Genomic DNA, 16,644 nt, shown 5'->3' on the forward strand with positions numbered 1-16,644 from the left:
CTGGCCGCGGGACAACCCTTGGCCGGCCCGCGGCTGGGCGACCAGGGGCGCAACAGTGCGTCAAGCAGCCCAGTGGCGCCGGTAGCGCCGTTGCCGGCGCCATTGGATACGGCCATTCTGACGCAGGAGCCAGCACCGCGGGAGGCGCCGGCGTTGGACCTGCCCGATGCACACACTCAGGGCCAATCCTATCGCGTGCTGGAGCGCTGTTGGTCGCGGCACGCCCTGCTCGGCAACGCCGCCGAGAAGCACGCCCGTCGCGTGCAGCCCCCGGATGTCAGCGGCCCGTCGCGCGCGCTCATCGAACACGCCGAGTCGACCCCGAGCCGCCGGTCCGCCGCCGTGCCGGATTCCATCCGCTGGGTCGACCTCCGCGACCCCAAAGGCCGGGTGATCGCACTGACCTTCGACCTCTGCGAGCAGGCCAACGAACAGTCAGGCTATGATTCAGAGATCGTCAACTACCTGCGCGAGCAGGATGTCCAGGCGACCTTTTTCGCCGGCGGCAAGTGGATGCGATCCCATGCTGAGCGCGCCAAGCAGTTGATGGCGGACCCGTTATTCGAAGTCGGCAACCATGCCTGGACCCACGGCAACCTGCGGGTTCTGAAGGGACGCGCGATGCGCGAGCAAATCCTGTGGACCCAGGCGCAGTACATCGGGCTGCGTGACGCACTGGTCGACCAATGCGCGGCCACGCTTGGCCCGGACGTGATCGACCGTATCCCGCAGCTGCCGGCGACGTTCCGATTCCCCTATGGCACATGCAGCAGCGAGTCGCTCGCCGAGCTGGCGGACGATGGCCTGGCGGCGGTGCAATGGGATATCGTCACGGGCGACCCCGGACGCGGACAAACCGCCGAGGCGATCGCCGAGAAGGTTCGCAAGAGTGTCAAACCCGGCCGCGGCTCGATTGTCGTCATGCATGCCAACGGGCGCGGATTCGCGACCGCCAAGGCGTTGCGCACAATGATCCCGGAATTGCAGCACCAGGGCTACCAGTTCGTCACTGTCAGCAAGCTACTGCGCATGGGCACGCCGCACACCGTCGCGGAGTGCTACGAGCAGACACGCGGAGACAATACGCGCTACGACACTTTATTCGGACGCGGTACCGGGGAAGACTGAGAAGACACGAACCGTAATCGCACAGCGAGGCCCCGATGCGCCGACACATCTACCCTGCCTTACTGTCTGGTGCCGCCCTGTTTGGCACCTGCGCACTCGCCGCCCTGCCCTTCAGCGCGCAGGCCGCCGACCGCGCACTGCTGATCGGTGTCGGCAGGTACGCGGACAGCCACAACAACCTGCCGGGCATCGACCTGGACATCAAACAGATGCGGGCGCTGGCCGAGTCGTTGGGCTTTGCCGAGATCGCCACACTCACCGATCAACACGCAACGCTCGATCAGGTCGTGGCCAAGATCCAGACTTGGCTGATCCAGGGGACGCAGGCCTCCGACCGGGTGTTGCTCTATTTCAGCGGCCACGGTTCGCGTATCCCCGACGAAAACGGGGACGAGACCGACGACGGCGCCGACGAGGTGCTGACCATGTACGACCTGCGCCAGGCACGCCGCAAGGGGCGCAACACACTCGACGGCGTTCTGGTCGACGACCAGCTGGGCACTCTGCTCGCGCAGATCCCCAGCCGCAAGGTCCTGGTCCTGATCGATGCCTGCCACAGTGGCACGGCCGACCGGAGTCTGAGGTCCGCCGCCACCCGCTCGCTGGCCGACCAAGGCGGCGTGTCGAAGAGCTATTGGTACCCGGAGATGCCGGCGGTGCTGTCGACAAAGGGTTTGGCGAAGGGGCCGGCGGGCAGCAACTATGTGATGATCGCCGCCGCCCGGGACGACGAGGCCTCCATTGCCACGCCCGCCGGCAGCCTCTTTACCCGGGCCATCGCCAAGGCGTTCGGTACCGCAACGCCGGACCGGCTCACCCCGCGGGACCTCTCGCGGCAGGCGACGACGGGGGTGGGCGGCAAATTCCACCCGCTGATCCAAGGCAACCCGGCGCTGGCCGCCGCGCCGATCACCCTCCCGGCCGCGGGGGCGCCACCGCTCCAGGTCACGGACCCGCTGGGCACCGACCTGGTGGTGGCCTATGCCTTCAGCGAGCGCCCGGCCTTTCTCGATCAGCTCGTTGGTCGCTCCAAGCTCGCGACCAATGAGTCGCTCTACCAGCAGGTCGTCGGCGCCGTCGCCGCCAACCCCACCGGGGTGGCCGTCGCGACACTGGCGCTAGTGACCCAGGAGCGACCCGCCCAATAGGCATCATGGAGACGAGACAATGAAACCGAAGCCGTTCGTACAGGGCATCGCGCTCGCCCTGGCCCTGGCCCTGTTGCCATTGCTGGTGCGGGCCACCGACTGCGACCAGGGTGCCCAACTCTATGAGCAGGCGCTGGCGAGCGCTGACCCGGCGGACAAGACGCGGCTGCTGGAGCGCTCGGTCCAGGCGTGCCCGGAGACGCTGGCCTATTACCAGCTCGGCGTGGCCCGGCTGGCGAGCAACGAACCCCAGGCCGCGGCCGCGGCCCTGCGGCAGGCCCTGGGCCTGGCCGACAACGACCCGCAGGTGCAGGGGGCCATCCTGGGCCGCCAGGCCCAAGCCAGTCTGGCACTGGGTGAGGTGGCCGAGGCCCTGGCGGCGGCCGATACGGCGCGCGCACTGTTCGCCCGCGCGGCGACCGGGGCCGGGGCGGGACAGCCGGCGAGCAGGGGCCTGGCCGCCGGGCCCGCCTGGTTCACCGGGGTCCAGAGGACCATCGACCAGAGCCCGGAGCGCCAGGCCATGAGCGCGGAGACGATAGGGCGTTTCTTTACCGCGCAGCGCGGCCTGGGGACCTGTCGCGCGGGGCAGGCCTGTGGGCGTGGCTTCGATCCCCGGCCGCGATTGGACCTCTATATCCTGTTCGACACCAACCAGGATCAACCCAATGCGGCAGGACTCAAGGCGGTCGCCGAATTGGGGCGGTATCTGGCCGGGACGAGCAGGGGATTCGACCCGCGACCGCGCCCCGGCCCGGGCACGGCCCCGGGGCCGTCCCCCGACGCCGGCATGGTGGGCCTCATCGGTCACACCGACCAGTGCGCCGAGGATGCCTTCAACCAGGACCTATCGGAGCGGCGCGCCCGCCAGGTGGCGGCGCTGATCGAGCGCGACTACCCGCAACTGCGCGGCCGGCTGCGCAGCGAGGGGCGCGGTGAGCGTGAGCCGCGTTATCCGGCCGGCAACCAGCGACCGGACTGCGACCAGCCGCTCAACCGCCGGGTGGCGGTGGTATTGCCGCAGTGAGACTGTGAAAGTATTCGGAGCCTGCCCGATGTAGCCCGGATGCAGCCGCAGCGGAATCCGGGAGTAGACTCGCAGATACACAATATATCAGCCACTTGCAGAGGCGACCCTGGCGACCCTGCCGGAGTGCAACGCAACGATGGGTTTCGCTGCGCTCTACCCATCCTACGCGGCTACGCAGCTTTCAAGGGGCAAAGAGTTAAAGGAATTAAGGGAAAATAGTCCTGGCAAGACGCAAACCGAGGTTGCAGTAGCGGAACTCGGGCTGGTACTTGCTGCGGCCAGCGGCGCGCAGGCCCAAGGGGCCGCTGCCCCAAGAGCCCCCGCGCACCACCCGCGCGGACGTGGCATCATTGACGGGTTGCTGCCCATGACCTTCTGCCATTGCGCCTGCGTCACCTCGGTCTTCGCCATCCAGTAACCCTTCAACGCGACCTGACGCGTCAACGCGACCTGACGCGCAGGCTTTTCGTTATCGTAACAATCACCCGCCCAGGCCCCCCCACACCCTATCTGAAAACTGCCGCCTGGCACCCAGACGAACGCCATCCCGGTCTTGGGCTCGGTCCAGGTGTCGCCGGCGACTGGTCCGGCCGCGGGCAGGTTCAGCAGTACTTGCACCCAGGCACCGGCCGGCAGCGCCACTGAGCGCTCCACCCGCTGCCGCCCGGGGGCGCTGGCCTCGACGCGCACCGTGCCCAGTGGCAGGTTGCTCAGGTTCAGCGGCACGCCCGGTTCGGCACTGCCCAGTTCGCGCCCGTCCACGGATATCCGCGCCCCGGGGGCGTCGACACTCACCTGCAAATACCCCGCGGCCACCGGCGGCGGGCGTGGCGGCGGGACCGCCTGGGCGACCGGGCCGACGGCGGGCGGTGCGAAATAGAATTGCCCGAACAGCACCCCTTCCTGCCAGGGCGATTGCGCCTTGCCGCTGGCGGTATAGACGGCGCGGGCGACCTGTTTGAAGGTCTCCTCCACCTGGCCCCCGGGCTGGTCGAGCGTGGCCAGCAGGTGTTGGGTGAAGAGCCCGTTGCGTCCGCCGGGGTTGTCGCTGGCGGTCTCGCCGGGGCGGGTGGCATACAGGATGAGTGTCCCGCTGGGCGCCTCCACCCGCGCCAGGCCCTTGTCGCCGATGGCCTTGCGGTCGGAGCGCTGGTAAGGGTTGTTGCGGCAGGCGTCCAGGATGAGGAGGTTGACCGCGTTGTCGCCGCGCTGGCCCAGCCCGGCCAGCAGGGTATCGATCGGGACCGCCTCGCTGGGTACATCCAGTTCGTCGCCCAACTGGGCGTCCACCGGGACCAGATAGTTCTTGCCGCCCATCTGCAGGCCGTGGCCGGAGTAATAGAAGAGTGCCACACCGTCGCTGCCGCGGACCTGACGCACGAAGTCGTTCAAGACCCGCGCCAGGTCCCGCCGGCCCAGGTCCTGGTGTTCAGTCACCCGAAAGCCCAGTGCGGTGAGCTTGCGCGCCATATCCGCGCTGTCGTTGCGCGTATTGATCAGCGGCGCCTCACCCCGATAGACCGCGTTGCCGATGACCAATGCCGCGCGCGCAGGGTCCGCGGCCAGTGCCGCGGTCGCGCCAAGCAGTGGCGCCAGTGCGCTACAGATCAGGATGCCGAGCACGAGGGCCGGCAGGCGGGCGCTGATCGTCATCTCGGGCGCTCCAGGAGTGGGGGGCGGGAGGAATAAAGCCGATGGCCGACGCATCCTATCGCAGATTGCCGTAGGTCGGGTTAGGCGCGCGTGGCACTGACCTAAAATAACAAGACCAGAGGTTTAACGCGCGCCGTAACCCGACATCAAACCTCGGCATGTCGGGTTACGCTGCGCTAGCCCGACCTCACTCCTGACGGTTTGATCATCGGATGTGGAGCGCCTTCGCCGGGGCAAGCAGACCCTCGCGGCCCAACCTGCTGGTCGCGGACCGCACCTGCCGACCCTCCACCCTCGCCCCCCTGAGCCTCAAGCCAGCCCCCGCAACGTCCGGGAAGACCTGAAGGGTATCCGGGAAGCCCCCCTCTATGAAGCGGGGATGACCCCCTATCACGAGGGAATACCACATAAAGCTAGAGGTTATCCCCGACACATTTGAGACGACCCCCGGAGGTATCGAGATTTCCCCCGGAGCCTTTGGGGATCACCCCAGGCGGATGAATCATTCTATACCGTTTCAATACGCTGTTTATATAGCAACTTACTGTACTTGACACAGCGTTCAGAGAATATCCCCGAATGGCTCGGGGACGCCCCCATAGGAATCGGTGTTACCCCCTATGGCCTCTGGAATTCCCCTGAAGCGGGAAAAAATACCCCGATGACCTGGAGACTCACCTCTGATGGAATCGGGAATACCCCCGATAGCTCTGGGCATTTCCCCTGATCCTTGAGACACTTCCCCGGCTATTCCATCGATACCGGCGCAGATGTCGGCGCCCCCCCGGCATCCGAAATAGGCGTATGCCGGGGCCATGACCGGACCCCGGAATGTCTCGCCCGTGACGTTGGAAGGGGCGCGGGGCGCACCGCGTGCCTCTGCCGCCCCCTCAGGACACCGCGCCCGCTTCTCGCGACACTGGGCCGGGACCTCAAATTATTTATGGACCCAATTCAATAAATCCGTTACCCCTGATTTCCCCGCGTCGGCACTTGGGCTAATGTGTCGACATTGCTGCACTGCACAAACGCCACGAACACGGCAGCGCCTCGCTGACGGGCAACCCTTGAGTTCCACCCCGGAGCCCGCGACCATGACCGCTTCGACGACCGCTTCGACTAAGTACGACTGTCTGATCGTGGGTGCCGGTGTGACCGGACTGGCCCTGCTCTACACGCTCGGGCGCTTTACTGACCTGAAACGCCTGGGTCTCCTGGAAAAATGCGACGGCGTGGCGCAGGTCAACTCACACGCCCACCACAACAGCCAGACGCTGCACTGCGGGGACATCGAGACCAACTACAGCCTGGCGAAGGCGCGGGCGGTGCGGCGCATGGCCGCGATGGTGGTCAACTATGCCGGCACCCTGCCCACCCGGGAACGCGACCGCATCATTTTTCCGATGCCCAAAATGGTGCTCGGGGTGGGCTCTGAAGAATGCGCCTTCATCCGCCGCCGTTACGAGGCCTTCAAGGACCTCTATCCGCGGATGCAGCTCCTGGATCGCCATGCCATCGCCGACCTGGAGCCCGACGTTGCCCTGATCGACGGGACCTGGCGGCGCGAGGAGATCCTCGCCACCGGCACCCCGGACGACGTCAGCGCAGTGGATTTTGCGGCGCTCGCCGAGTCCTTCTCACACGCCTGTGTGCGCCTGGACCGCACCACCGACAAGCAGGTCACTCAGCTGTTCTCCACCACCGTGGGGCGCATCCAGCGCGACGGTCCGGACTATGTGCTGGAGACCAACCGCGGTCTCTTGCAGGCACGTTCCGTGGTGGTGTGCGCGGGCGGGCACTCGCTCCTCATGGCACAGGCGATGGGTCTGGGGCTCGACTGTGCCTGTCTGCCCATGGCCGGGTCCTTTTATTTCGCCCCCGAGGCGCTGAACGGCAAGGTTTACACGATCCAGAATCCGCGCATGCCCTTCGCCGCAGTGCATGGCGACCACGACATCAAGGAGCGCGGCAAGACCCGCTTCGGGCCCACGACCCTGCTGCGACCCTTGCTGGAACCACACAACCGGGAGACGGCCAGCGAGTTCTTCCAGGTATTGCGGTCGGACCAGCGGGTGGTCGGCACCTTGCGCGACCTGCTGCGGGTCCCGGATATGCGCCAACAACTCCTGCGCCATCTGTTGTGCGAGCTCCCCGGGCTCAGCCGCCGGCTCTACATTCGTGAGATCCGCAAGATCGTCCCCTCACTCACCGCCGCGGACCTGAGCTACGCGGAGGGCTTCGGCGGGATCAGGCCACTGCTCATCGACCGGGCGAGCGGGGAGTTGCGCCTGGGCGAGGCCAAGCTCACCAACGCCGACGGAATCATCTTCAACCTCGCGCCCTCCCCCGGCGGCACCAGTTGCCTGGGCAACGCCGAGGCCGATATGCGCACCCTGACCCGCCAGCTGGGGGCGCACATCGACGAGCCGGCCTTCGCGCGGGATTTATTGATGGGGTCCGAAGGGGCTGACGCCGACGACCACTCGCTAGCGCAGGCGGTCTAACCCGGCCATCAGGGCAGCGGTCAGATGGGCGGCTCGTTGACGAGCAGCCAGTAGATCCCGAGACGCACCACGGTCTCGGCCAGTTCGGCGAATTCCAGGGGCTTGCGCACGAAACTGTTGGCGCCGTGCTCGTAACTCGTGAACCGATCCTGTTCCTCGTCGGAGGAGGTGAGGATCACCACCGGCAGCAGGCGGGTGCGCGGGTCGGCGCGCACGCGCTCGAGCACCTGCAGACCCGAGAGCCGCGGCAGGCCAATATCGAGCAGGACCACCGCCGGCAGCCCCCCGGTGCGGCTGGCGAACTCACCCTCCGCAAACAGGTAGTCCAGGGCCTGTTGACCGTCGCGCACCACGTCGATCCGGTTGGCCAGCTTCGACTTCTGCAGGGCGCGCAGCATCAGCATCTCGTCCTGGGGATTGTCCTCAACGATGAGGACGGCACTACCTTTCATACTGTCTCCGTTCGGCCGCTGGTAGCGGGCAGGGTGAAGCGAAAGGTCGCACCGCCCCCCGGCACACCGTCGGCCGTAATGGTGCCGCCATGGCGGCTGATAATGCGTTGCACCGTGGCGAGTCCAATCCCGATACCGGGGAACTCGTCCTGGCGATGCAGCCGCTGGAATGGCTTGAAGAGGCGTTCGGCATAGGCCATGTCGAAACCGGCCCCGTTGTCGGCGACACAAAACCAACGCACGCCATCACGTTCTTCACCGTAAACCCGGATGATCGCACCAAACGTCTTGCTGGTGTACTTCCAGGCATTGTCGATCAGGTTGACCATCACCAGGTCCAACATCGCCGGGTCGCCGAAGACCTCCAGCCCGGCTGCCAGCTCCCAGGTGACCTGGCGCGTCGGCGCCGCCGCCCGCTCCATCAGCAGCAGGCGGTGGGCCGCCGCGCCCAGGTCCACCGGCTCCCGGCGCAGTTCGCCGCGCGTGCTGCGCGAGAGCGTCAGTATGCCATCAATCAGCTCGCCCATGCGGTGACTGGCACTCTGGATCTGGTCGAGGAAGACCAGCGCCTCGCCGTCCAGGCGTGGACCATAGTCCTCCACCAGGGCCTGGCTGAAGCCGCTCAGCGCTCGCAGCGGGGCGCGCAGGTCGTGTGACACCGCGTAGGCAAATGACTCCAACTCACGGTTGGCGGACTGCAGCTCCGCGGTGCGCTGCTGGACCCGAACTTCCAAGTCGGCGTTCAGGCGTTGGACTTCCGCCTCGGCCTGCCGCCGCTCGGTGATGTCCGTCGTCGCCCCCACCAACGACTGCAACCGGCCCGCCGGGTCGAAAAAGGCCCGCGCCGTCTCTTCGAGGACCACGGTCTGGCCGTCGCCCCGGGTGAGCCGGTAGTCGGTGTGGTAGCGATCATTGCCCGGCTGCAACCGCCGCAGCATGGCGACAAAGCGTTCACGATCCGCCGGGGCCACTCGTTGGAAATAGGCCTGCCCCGTGTCGTGCTCCACCACCGCCCCGGTGAGGCCCAGAATGGCGCCGCTGCTGGTGCTGCGCCGCACCTGGTCGCTGGCCGGCTCCCACTCAAAGGCAAAGGAGCGGCTCACCTCCAGTGCCAACTGGAACCAGTCTTCAGTCTCCTGCAAGGCCCGCTGCACCTGTGCCCGCTCGGCGATCTCGACCTCGAGGCGCGCCCGCGACACCGTAGTCTCCTGGAGCTGGTCCAGCATCCCGTCGAAGGCCGCCGCCATCTCGCCGAATTCGTCCCGCCGGGGGCTCTTTAGCCGCAGGCTCAACTCGCCGCCGGCGACCCCCAGCGCGGCCCGGTAAAGCTCCTGCACCGGCGCCAGAATCATCCGCTCGAACACCGCAAAGAGCGTGAGGCCAAGACCGGCAATGCCCGCCAGCAGCGCGCCCAGGGTCAGATTCTCCCACGAACTGGCCCGCAGAAACCGCTCGCTGGCGCGATAACGGATCTGGTTGACGTAGAGGATCAACGAGTGGCTATCGGCCAGGATCAGGTCGGCGGTGCGCGCGTCACGCTCAGCGAGCCGCGGGTCGGTCCGGGCCCCGCCCAAATCGACAAACAACGCGTGCCCCTCGCCCACCAGTCGGCGCACACTCTCCCAGGCATAGCGGGTCTGTTCGTCGTCGCGGATCGAGTCATCGATGGCCGGGGCCTGCCGCTCCAGCAGCCCCTGAAGGACCCGGAATTGCGCCTGCACCTGAGCGCGCGGCTCCAACTGCGGGTGCAGCAGGTAGCCGAACAGCTCGGTGCGCAGTTGCGCGATCTGCACGCTCAGGGACTCGGTCACGGCGAGATCCCGTTGGGTCTGAAGTTTACCCCGGTAGGCGAGCAGAAACAGTCCGAGCAGGGCCAGGAAGACCAGGGTGGCGACCAGGGCGGCAAGCCGGGAGCGGGTACGCAACCTCATGGCGTACTGATCATGGTCACCGACTCCGGGCGCAGCCGCACCAGGGCGGTGGCATCAATGAAGTCACGATAATCGGGTACCACGGCGCCCGGGGGCCGGCCCGGGACCAGCCCGGCGGCGATAGCCCAGCGGGCCTCGGCCTGGAGCAAAACGACGAAACCCTGGTCGAGACCCAGACGCGGGTGCAGCGTGTCCCAGCCATCTCTAAGCAAGGCAGTCTCGGTTCCCGACCCCGCCGCCGCGAGCGCCAGCGACTCATCCTGGTTCCTGCGCATCCAGTAGATGGTCCGATCCAGTGCCCGCAACAGGCGCAGCATCGCCTCGGGCCGCGCGCTCGGAAGATCGCGGGGGGCCACCAGGTTGCCATAGCCGGTGTAGCGAATCCCCGTACCGAAAGAGCGCGCTGCTTTCCCCAGCGCCAGGCGGCACTGACCCGAATAGGGCGCAAAGGTAGCAACTGCATCGACCTCCCCCGCCGCCAGGGCGGCCGCCTGCTGCGGTGCCGGCAGCGGGACCACCGTGAGGTCGGCCTCGCTCAGCCCCTCGTCCGTCAGCACGACATGCAGGAAATACTGGGCCGAGGTGCCCGGCGCCACACCAATCCGGCGGCCGCGCAGGTCAGTCACGGCGGCGATACCCCGGTCGGCGCGGACCACGAGGCTGTGCTCAGTACTGGATGCGTAGTTTGCGATGACCGTAAATGGCGTCCCCGCGAGGCTCGCAAAGACCAGCGGCGTCTCGGTCACAGTGGCGATCTGTGCCTCGCCGCGCAGCATGGCCTCAAAGGCGAGCTTGCCGGTCGCGTAAGGCCGCAGGGTGACCGCCAGTCCCGCGGCGCTGAAGAACCCCCCCCGCTGCGCTACCCACAACGGTGCACCAAATGTGGTTTGGGTGACCGCGAGCACCAGCGGCTCGGGCGACGGGGGCGCCGGCCGCAGCCACCACCCGAGGCCGGCGATCAGCGCCAGTACGAGGACACCGGCGCCGATGCGTGCGATCCTCATCATGCGGCTCATTTGGAAATTTGACTCATCAGCCGCAAATAGGGGCTTTGCCCAAGAAATCCCAGCCAGGGAGGCCGGCCAGCGCTGCGGCGCCGGCCTGGAGGCAAGTCCCGCCACTAAAGCGATCGGCGATGGCGCCCGCAGCCCCCAGGAAGTTGAATCTACCATACCCCGGCAACCCGGCACGGTCCCGATCCGGCCGATTCTGGGATATCCTAGCAAATGCCGCCCGCGGGTGGTGCCTCCACATCCACTGAGCCTCACCAGACACCATGACCAAAGCCCCCAGCACCCGGCCGCCGATCACCCGCCCCCGGTATGGTCAGTGGTTCGGCGGACTCCTCGCCCTGTGCCTCCTGCCCTGCGGTATGCCTGCCCTGGGCGATGCGCTGACCCAGGTCCAGGGGCTCGCCAAGGCCGGACTGCTGGTCCAGGAAGGTGGCCAGGCGGTGGTCTCCCACAATCCGGACCTGCCGCTCGCGCCGGCCTCGACCATGAAGGTCCTGACCGCGCTCGCCGCGATCACGACCTGGGGGCGCGACTACCACTTTGAGACCGAGTTCTATCAGGACGGCCAGGGCACCCTGTGGGTGAAGGGTCGCGCCGATCCCTATCTGGTCTCCGAAGAGCTTGATCGCGTCTGCCAGGGTCTCAAGAGCGCGGGCGTCACCCGGGTCACGGGGATCGGACTCGACGACAGCTATTTCGACCAGGACGTGGAGATCGCCGGGCGTTCCGCCACCGACAACCCCTATGACGCCCCGGTGACGGCCCTGGCGGCGAACTTCAACACCGTCAACGTGGTACACAGCGGCGGGAGCGTTGCCAGCGCTGAACCCCAGACCCCCCTGACCGATACCGCCCGACGCTTTGGCCAACAGGGCGGCGCGGGCACCCAGCGGGTGAACCTGAAACAGCGCCCCATCGCGGTCGGCTATTTCGGCGAACTGCTCGCCGCCAAGCTCGCCGCCAACGGCATCCAGTTGAGCGGCGGCCAGCACCTGGGTAGCATCCCCAACGGGGCCAAGCTCGTGTATCGGCACAAGAATAGCAAGAGCCTGGCGGATATGCTCGTGCCGACGCTGAAATATTCCAACAACTTTGTAGCCAACTCGCTGTTCCTGCGGATGGCGGACCCCCAAGGCAAGGGGCGGGTGAGCGTCGCCGCCGCCCAACAGGCCATGACCGAATTCGCCCGCAAGAAATTTCACTGGACCGATTTCAAGATCGAGGACGGCGCCGGGCTGTCGCGCGGGAACCGCCTCTCCGCCCGGCAACTCGTGGAGGTGATGCAGTCCTTCGCCCCCAACCGCGACCTGATGCCGACCCAGGAGGGCAACCCCAGCATCCGCGCCAAGACCGGCACCCTCACCGGCGTGAGCTGCTACGCCGGTTATGTGCGGCGCGGCACGGCCTGGGAGCCCTTTGCATTGATGATCAATCAGCCGGTGGACGCCGGTCTGCGGCGCCGGGTCGCCGCCGACCTGGTCCGCTGACGGGTCGTGCCTGCTTCCGGTCGGCCGGCACCGCGTCCGGCATCCCGCCTCAATACCGCCCTGCTGGCCGCCGCCTACCTGACGCTCACGGCCTGCCAATGGCAGCCGCAGCTGCGCCCGGAGGCGGCCGCATTTGCGGACCGGTTTCCACTCCACAAGGCCAGTGCCGGCTATCCGTCGTTGGCCCCGTTGATGCGCCGGGTCACACCCGCGGTGGTGAACGTGGCGGTGGACGCGGTGGTACGTACCGAGCGGAACCCGCTCCTGAAAGACCGCGATTTTCGCCGTTTCATGAAACACTTCGGCCTGGAGATCCCCAAGGAAGGGGACACCGAGCGGCGCCAGAGCGTGGGGTCTGGGGTTATCGTGGACGGCGAGCGCGGCTATATACTCACTAACCAGCACCTGCTGGAAGGGGCGACCGCGATCGACGTCACCCTCAAGGACCGGCGCAGCTATCCCGCCCGACTGCTGGGCGTGGATGAGAGCACCGATCTGGCCGTGCTCGCGATCCCGCGGATCGCCATCACCCCCCTGCCCTTCGGCGATTCACGGGCACTGGAGGTCGGGGACTTCGTCATCGCCATCGGTAACCCCTTCGGTCTGGGCCAGACGGTCACCTCCGGCATCGTCAGTGCCGTGGGCCGCAACGACGTGGGCGATAGCGACCTGGGTGAGTTGGTGCAGACCGACGCCTCCATCAACCCCGGCAACTCCGGCGGCCCACTGATCAACCTGGCCGGTGAGATCGTCGGCATCAACACCGCCCTGATCGGCCCCACCGGCAGCAACGTCGGCATCGGCTTCGCGGTCCCGAGCAACCGCGCCCGCGCCGCGCTGGAGCGGGTACTTAGGCAGCACGGCGGCGGCTAGGGCGATTTCGGAGCGCCACATGTAGGTGCGAATTAAGTCGCACCTACATCCTATCCGACGGTGGCTGGTACCGGGTTTTCCGGAAATCCCCTAGCACGGATTTCTCATCACTCATCGCCCCAGGACTGGCCGCCAACCGCCCCGGCTGGGGACCACCAACGCCATATCGACATAATTCGCCACGACCGCCTTGGCTGAGGTGATGTTGCTCAGGGTGCAGGTGGTTCCGCCTTGGCCAGCACAGTCCCCGCGCCAACCGGCGAAGACATAACCCGAGTTGGTCGTGGCGGTGCAGGTGCTGGTGCCGCCGGACGCGACCGCCGTGGGCAGGCAACTGACCGCGCCGCCTGCCGGAGGCTCGGCGGTGGCGGTGATGAGATAAGAGTACCCGTAGGACCCGTACCCCTGCGCTGCCAGGAGCAGTCGCGCATCCGGCCAGAGAATGGACCCCGCCATGCCAACCAGCACAGCGAAGGCGGTCACGATTCGGACAAGACTCGGTCTGGGCATCATTGAGCGGCTCCGGCAGGTGGTGCAGGCGGTACGGTGAGCGTCGCGGCCAGACCGACCAATGTGGCGGTCATGATCACGACCCAATAGCGAAGCAACGTCAGTTCCAACAATGCAGCAACAACAAAGGCGGCGAAGGCCCCCAAGAGCCCGGCCGCGAGCAGTCGGTCGGTGGCGCCGGCATGGCGCGCCGTCCTGAAGGAGCGGTTGACGCCCCAAGCGAGCAGGGCCATCAAGGCGAGCGCGCCCACCAGGCCCTGACTCGACAGCAACTCCAGGAACAGGTTATGCGGCCAGGGCGTGATGCGCCCATCGGTCAGGGAGCACACGGGCAGGGCCAGCGACTCGACCCGGTCGCGGTACAGGTCGCGATAGTTGTGTGCGCCATACCCCAGCAGCGGACGCTCGGACCACAGGCGCAGCGCGGCGCCCCAGAGCGGCAGACGGGGCTCGCAGGCGGGTGTCTGGGCGAATTTGGCGAGCAATGGGAAACCGCGGACCCCGTCCAGTGCGAAGAGTCCGGCCGCCCCCCACATCAGGATGCGCCAGGCCCGGCGCCCGACCACCAGTGCGAGGACAATACCGACGCCAATGGCGGCCGCGAGCAGGGCGGCCCGGCTGTTGACCGCCACCATCGCCAAGAGACAAAGGGCGACACTCAGTAGGCCGACGAAGGTCCCGCCGGTCGTCTTGGCGGCAAAGGCGGCGGCCAGGATCAGTGGTACGCACGTCGACAGCAGCAGGACGTCGTTCGGGACCACCAGGACGGGGATTGCCAATTGGTTGATCAGGCTCACCGGGTCAACCCGGTAGAGCACAGCACCCAACAGCACGATGGACGCCAGCCACCCTGCGGCGAGGCCCAACCCGACGACCACCTGCCAACGCCCCCGCGCCGCAGGGACAAAACGGGACAGCAACAGATAGATCAGGACGGCGGGGATGAAGGGCGAACTCAGCAGCAGGCTGAGCTGCGGATGGCCGGACCGGGCAATAGAGAGGGCCAGCGTCGCGGAAAAGACAACCACCAACAGGTCCGGCCAGGGCCAGGGCGAACGGCCAGCCTCCGGGGCGAGCAACACCGCGGCGGCAGCGCCGAGCGTGAGTCCAATCAAACCCAGGTCGAGGGGCAGCGGCAGCCAAAAAACCGCCAGGAAAAAGGCCAGGGCGACCGGTGCAATGAGTCCACGATCAGCCGGCAAGTCCATTTAGAACCTTTAGAGCAAATTGCAAACTTGCACATCATGTAGGCGTAGCCTTTGAGAAAAAACTACATGTAGTGGCCTGCATACGTCAATGGCGCATTTTTGCAAGAACATCTTCAGGTATATCCCGCACAGCCGCTTTGATATTTTTCAATTATACGATGACCTCGTGCACTCTGTCACGACGCCCCACCAACCGACGTTGCAGCCAGCGACGAGGCCGTTTTCACGGCGCCCCCCGGCTATGTTCGTTAGCCGACACGCCGCCATCGCCGCGCGCTGCCCTCATCGCCCCAGGATCGCCCGCCAACCACCGCGGCTGGGCACTACCAGCGCCATATCGACATAGGTCGCCACGACCGCCTTGGCTGAGGTGATGTTGCTCAGGATACAGGTGGTTCCAGCCGGGCCCACACAGTCCCCGCGCCAACCGGCGAAGACATAACCCGGGTTGGCCGTGGCGGCGCAGGTGCTGGTGCCGCCGGACGCGACCGCCGTGGGCAAGCAACTGACCGCGCCGCCTGCCGCGGGGCTCGCCGTGGCGGTGATGACATAGCTACCGAGGGTGGCGGTGAACGTGGCCGTGCAGGTGGTGTTGGCGGTCAGCGCGAAGGTGCTGCCGCAACCGCTCGGGCTCCAGCTGGTGAAGGTGGAACCGGTCGCCGCGGCGGCAGTAGGCGTCACCAGGGTGTTGGCGGGATAGGTCCCCCCACCGCCGACCGTCCCGGACCCCGTGCCGGCCGTGGCCACCGTAAGGGTGACGTTGCTGACGGTCGTGTAAGGCCGGGTGGACTGGTTGTTGCTGTCGTCGCTCTCCAGGGTCTGGCAGGCGCTGTCGACGAACGCCCGCAGGGTCTTGGCCCCGACCGCCCCGGCCGGCAGGCCGGTGAACGTGACGGTCGCGCTCGCACCCGCCGCCAGGCTCGGCAGCATGGCGGACTGGTCACCGACACCGCCGCAGGGCGCCGCCGCAGCCCGATCGGCCCACATCTGTAACGCCCCCGGCGCCCCGGCCGCCAAACCCTGATTGGTCACCGTGACCGTGGCAGTCAAGGTGGCGTTGGCGCCCGGATTGGCGGGCGTCAGGGCGATGTTGGTCACCGCGAAGTCCGGCGGCAGAATCGTCGCACCAAACCCAATCCCCTGAACCGGAATCAGGCTATCGCTGGCAGTGCCGTCGCCCAACTGACCGGAACCGTTGCGCCCCCAGGCCCAGAGGCTGCCATCGGCTTTGCGCACCAGGCTGTGATTGGCACCGCCCGCCACCGCCACGACCCCGGTGAGCACCTGCACCGGAATCAGTCGATCACCCGGCATCGTACCATCGCCGACCTGGGCATAGCGGTTATAGCCCCAGGCCCAAAGGCTGCCGTCGGTCTTGATCGCCAGGCTGTGGCTAAAGCCGGCCGCCATGGCCGCCACCCCGCTCAGGACTTGCACCGGCAGCGGGCGATTGATCAAGGTGCCATCGCCGAGCTGGCCATTCATATTTCTTCCCCAGGCCCACAGGGTACCGTCGCCCTTCAGCGCCAGTGAAAAATTCTCACCAGCCGCCACCGCCACGACCCCGGTCAGGACCTGCACCGGCAGCAGGACATTGGCCGTGGTGCCGTCACCGACCTGAGAATAAACGTTGTACCCCCAGGCCCAGAGGCTGCCGTCGGTCTTCAGCGCCAGGCTGTGATAGGCCCCGGCCGCCGCTGCCGCGAC

At 67.0% G+C, this 16,644-nt stretch carries 13 protein-coding genes and 1 pseudogene; 6 read left to right on the forward strand and 8 right to left on the reverse strand.

Going from position 1 to position 16,644, the window contains the following annotated elements; all coding sequences use genetic code 11:
• The 3 genes from QZY44_RS09250 to QZY44_RS09260 form a co-directional block, all read left to right on the forward strand.
• On the forward strand, positions 1 to 1,128 hold a 1,128-nt coding region (locus tag QZY44_RS09250), incomplete at its 5' end, for a polysaccharide deacetylase family protein (protein ID WP_295445420.1).
• Between the two features lie 35 nt (positions 1,129 to 1,163).
• Positions 1,164 to 2,276, forward strand: a complete 1,113-nt coding sequence (locus tag QZY44_RS09255) for a caspase family protein (RefSeq protein ID WP_295445423.1) — start codon at positions 1,164 to 1,166, stop codon at positions 2,274 to 2,276.
• A 19-nt stretch (positions 2,277 to 2,295) separates the two neighbouring features.
• Positions 2,296 to 3,303 (forward strand): OmpA family protein, encoded by a 1,008-nt coding sequence (locus tag QZY44_RS09260; protein ID WP_295445426.1) that lies wholly within the window; start codon positions 2,296 to 2,298, stop codon positions 3,301 to 3,303.
• Between the two features lie 208 nt (positions 3,304 to 3,511).
• Here the strand turns inward: QZY44_RS09260 and QZY44_RS35725 are convergent, their stop codons facing one another.
• A complete protein-coding gene (locus QZY44_RS35725; protein WP_365303809.1) occupies positions 3,512 to 3,688 on the reverse strand; it encodes an SUMF1/EgtB/PvdO family nonheme iron enzyme in 177 nt (58 codons plus the stop codon).
• 35 nt (positions 3,689 to 3,723) lie between these two features.
• Positions 3,724 to 5,013: pseudogene (locus QZY44_RS09265) on the reverse strand (caspase family protein); the annotation flags it as partial.
• Between the two features lie 1,040 nt (positions 5,014 to 6,053).
• On the opposite strand from QZY44_RS09265, the gene QZY44_RS09270 reads away from it, so the two are divergent.
• The gene (locus QZY44_RS09270; protein ID WP_295445432.1) at positions 6,054 to 7,463 is read left to right on the forward strand and encodes an FAD-dependent oxidoreductase; all 1,410 of its coding nucleotides are present in this window, start codon (positions 6,054 to 6,056) and stop codon (positions 7,461 to 7,463) included.
• A gap of 20 nt (positions 7,464 to 7,483) precedes the next feature.
• Here the strand turns inward: QZY44_RS09270 and QZY44_RS09275 are convergent, their stop codons facing one another.
• From QZY44_RS09275 to QZY44_RS09285, 3 genes are read right to left on the reverse strand one after another with little or no spacing between them, the layout of a single operon-like run.
• On the reverse strand, positions 7,484 to 7,915 hold the full coding sequence (locus QZY44_RS09275; protein WP_295445435.1) for a response regulator: 432 nt from the start codon (positions 7,913 to 7,915) through the stop codon (positions 7,484 to 7,486).
• On the reverse strand, positions 7,912 to 9,846 hold the full coding sequence (locus tag QZY44_RS09280) for an ATP-binding protein (protein WP_295445438.1): 1,935 nt from the start codon (positions 9,844 to 9,846) through the stop codon (positions 7,912 to 7,914). Before QZY44_RS09280 ends, QZY44_RS09275 begins: the two co-directional genes overlap by 4 nt.
• Positions 9,843 to 10,853, reverse strand: coding sequence for an ABC transporter substrate-binding protein (locus QZY44_RS09285; RefSeq protein WP_295445442.1), 1,011 nt, complete (start codon positions 10,851 to 10,853; stop codon positions 9,843 to 9,845). The genes QZY44_RS09280 and QZY44_RS09285 overlap by 4 nt, the downstream gene beginning before the upstream one ends.
• A gap of 269 nt (positions 10,854 to 11,122) precedes the next feature.
• Here QZY44_RS09285 and QZY44_RS09290 point away from each other — a divergent pair, with 269 nt between their 5' ends.
• Positions 11,123 to 12,346, forward strand: coding sequence for a D-alanyl-D-alanine carboxypeptidase (locus QZY44_RS09290; RefSeq protein ID WP_295445446.1), 1,224 nt, complete (start codon positions 11,123 to 11,125; stop codon positions 12,344 to 12,346).
• A gap of 111 nt (positions 12,347 to 12,457) precedes the next feature.
• On the forward strand, positions 12,458 to 13,219 hold the full coding sequence (locus QZY44_RS09295; protein ID WP_295445457.1) for a trypsin-like peptidase domain-containing protein: 762 nt from the start codon (positions 12,458 to 12,460) through the stop codon (positions 13,217 to 13,219).
• 111 nt (positions 13,220 to 13,330) lie between these two features.
• Here QZY44_RS09295 and QZY44_RS09300 read toward each other — a convergent pair whose 3' ends face one another.
• The 3 genes from QZY44_RS09300 to QZY44_RS09310 form a co-directional block, all read right to left on the reverse strand.
• The gene (locus QZY44_RS09300; protein WP_295445449.1) at positions 13,331 to 13,702 is read right to left on the reverse strand and encodes a hypothetical protein; all 372 of its coding nucleotides are present in this window, start codon (positions 13,700 to 13,702) and stop codon (positions 13,331 to 13,333) included.
• 26 nt (positions 13,703 to 13,728) lie between these two features.
• Positions 13,729 to 14,931: an O-antigen ligase family protein gene (locus tag QZY44_RS09305; RefSeq protein WP_295445451.1), complete on the reverse strand. Its 1,203-nt coding sequence runs from the start codon at positions 14,929 to 14,931 to the stop codon at positions 13,729 to 13,731.
• Positions 14,932 to 15,219: 288 nt separating this feature from the next.
• The coding region (locus QZY44_RS09310) for a CARDB domain-containing protein (RefSeq protein WP_295445454.1) at positions 15,220 to 16,644 on the reverse strand (1,425 nt) is incomplete at its 5' end.

Origin of the sequence: uncultured Thiodictyon sp., assembly GCA_903837595.1 — a bacterium.
Taxonomy (GTDB): Bacteria; Pseudomonadota; Gammaproteobacteria; order Chromatiales; family Chromatiaceae; genus Thiodictyon.

Coding starts and splice junctions, on each gene's coding strand:
- QZY44_RS09260 (WP_295445426.1), top strand. CDS start 2,296: ATGAAACCGAAGCCGTTCGTACAGGGCATCGCGCTCGCCCTGGCCCTG.
- QZY44_RS09285 (WP_295445442.1), bottom strand. CDS start 10,853: ATGATGAGGATCGCACGCATCGGCGCCGGTGTCCTCGTACTGGCGCTG.
- QZY44_RS09275 (WP_295445435.1), bottom strand. CDS start 7,915: ATGAAAGGTAGTGCCGTCCTCATCGTTGAGGACAATCCCCAGGACGAG.
- QZY44_RS35725 (WP_365303809.1), bottom strand. CDS start 3,688: ATGGCAGAAGGTCATGGGCAGCAACCCGTCAATGATGCCACGTCCGCG.
- QZY44_RS09255 (WP_295445423.1), top strand. CDS start 1,164: ATGCGCCGACACATCTACCCTGCCTTACTGTCTGGTGCCGCCCTGTTT.
- QZY44_RS09290 (WP_295445446.1), top strand. CDS start 11,123: ATGACCAAAGCCCCCAGCACCCGGCCGCCGATCACCCGCCCCCGGTAT.
- QZY44_RS09280 (WP_295445438.1), bottom strand. CDS start 9,846: ATGAGGTTGCGTACCCGCTCCCGGCTTGCCGCCCTGGTCGCCACCCTG.
- QZY44_RS09270 (WP_295445432.1), top strand. CDS start 6,054: ATGACCGCTTCGACGACCGCTTCGACTAAGTACGACTGTCTGATCGTG.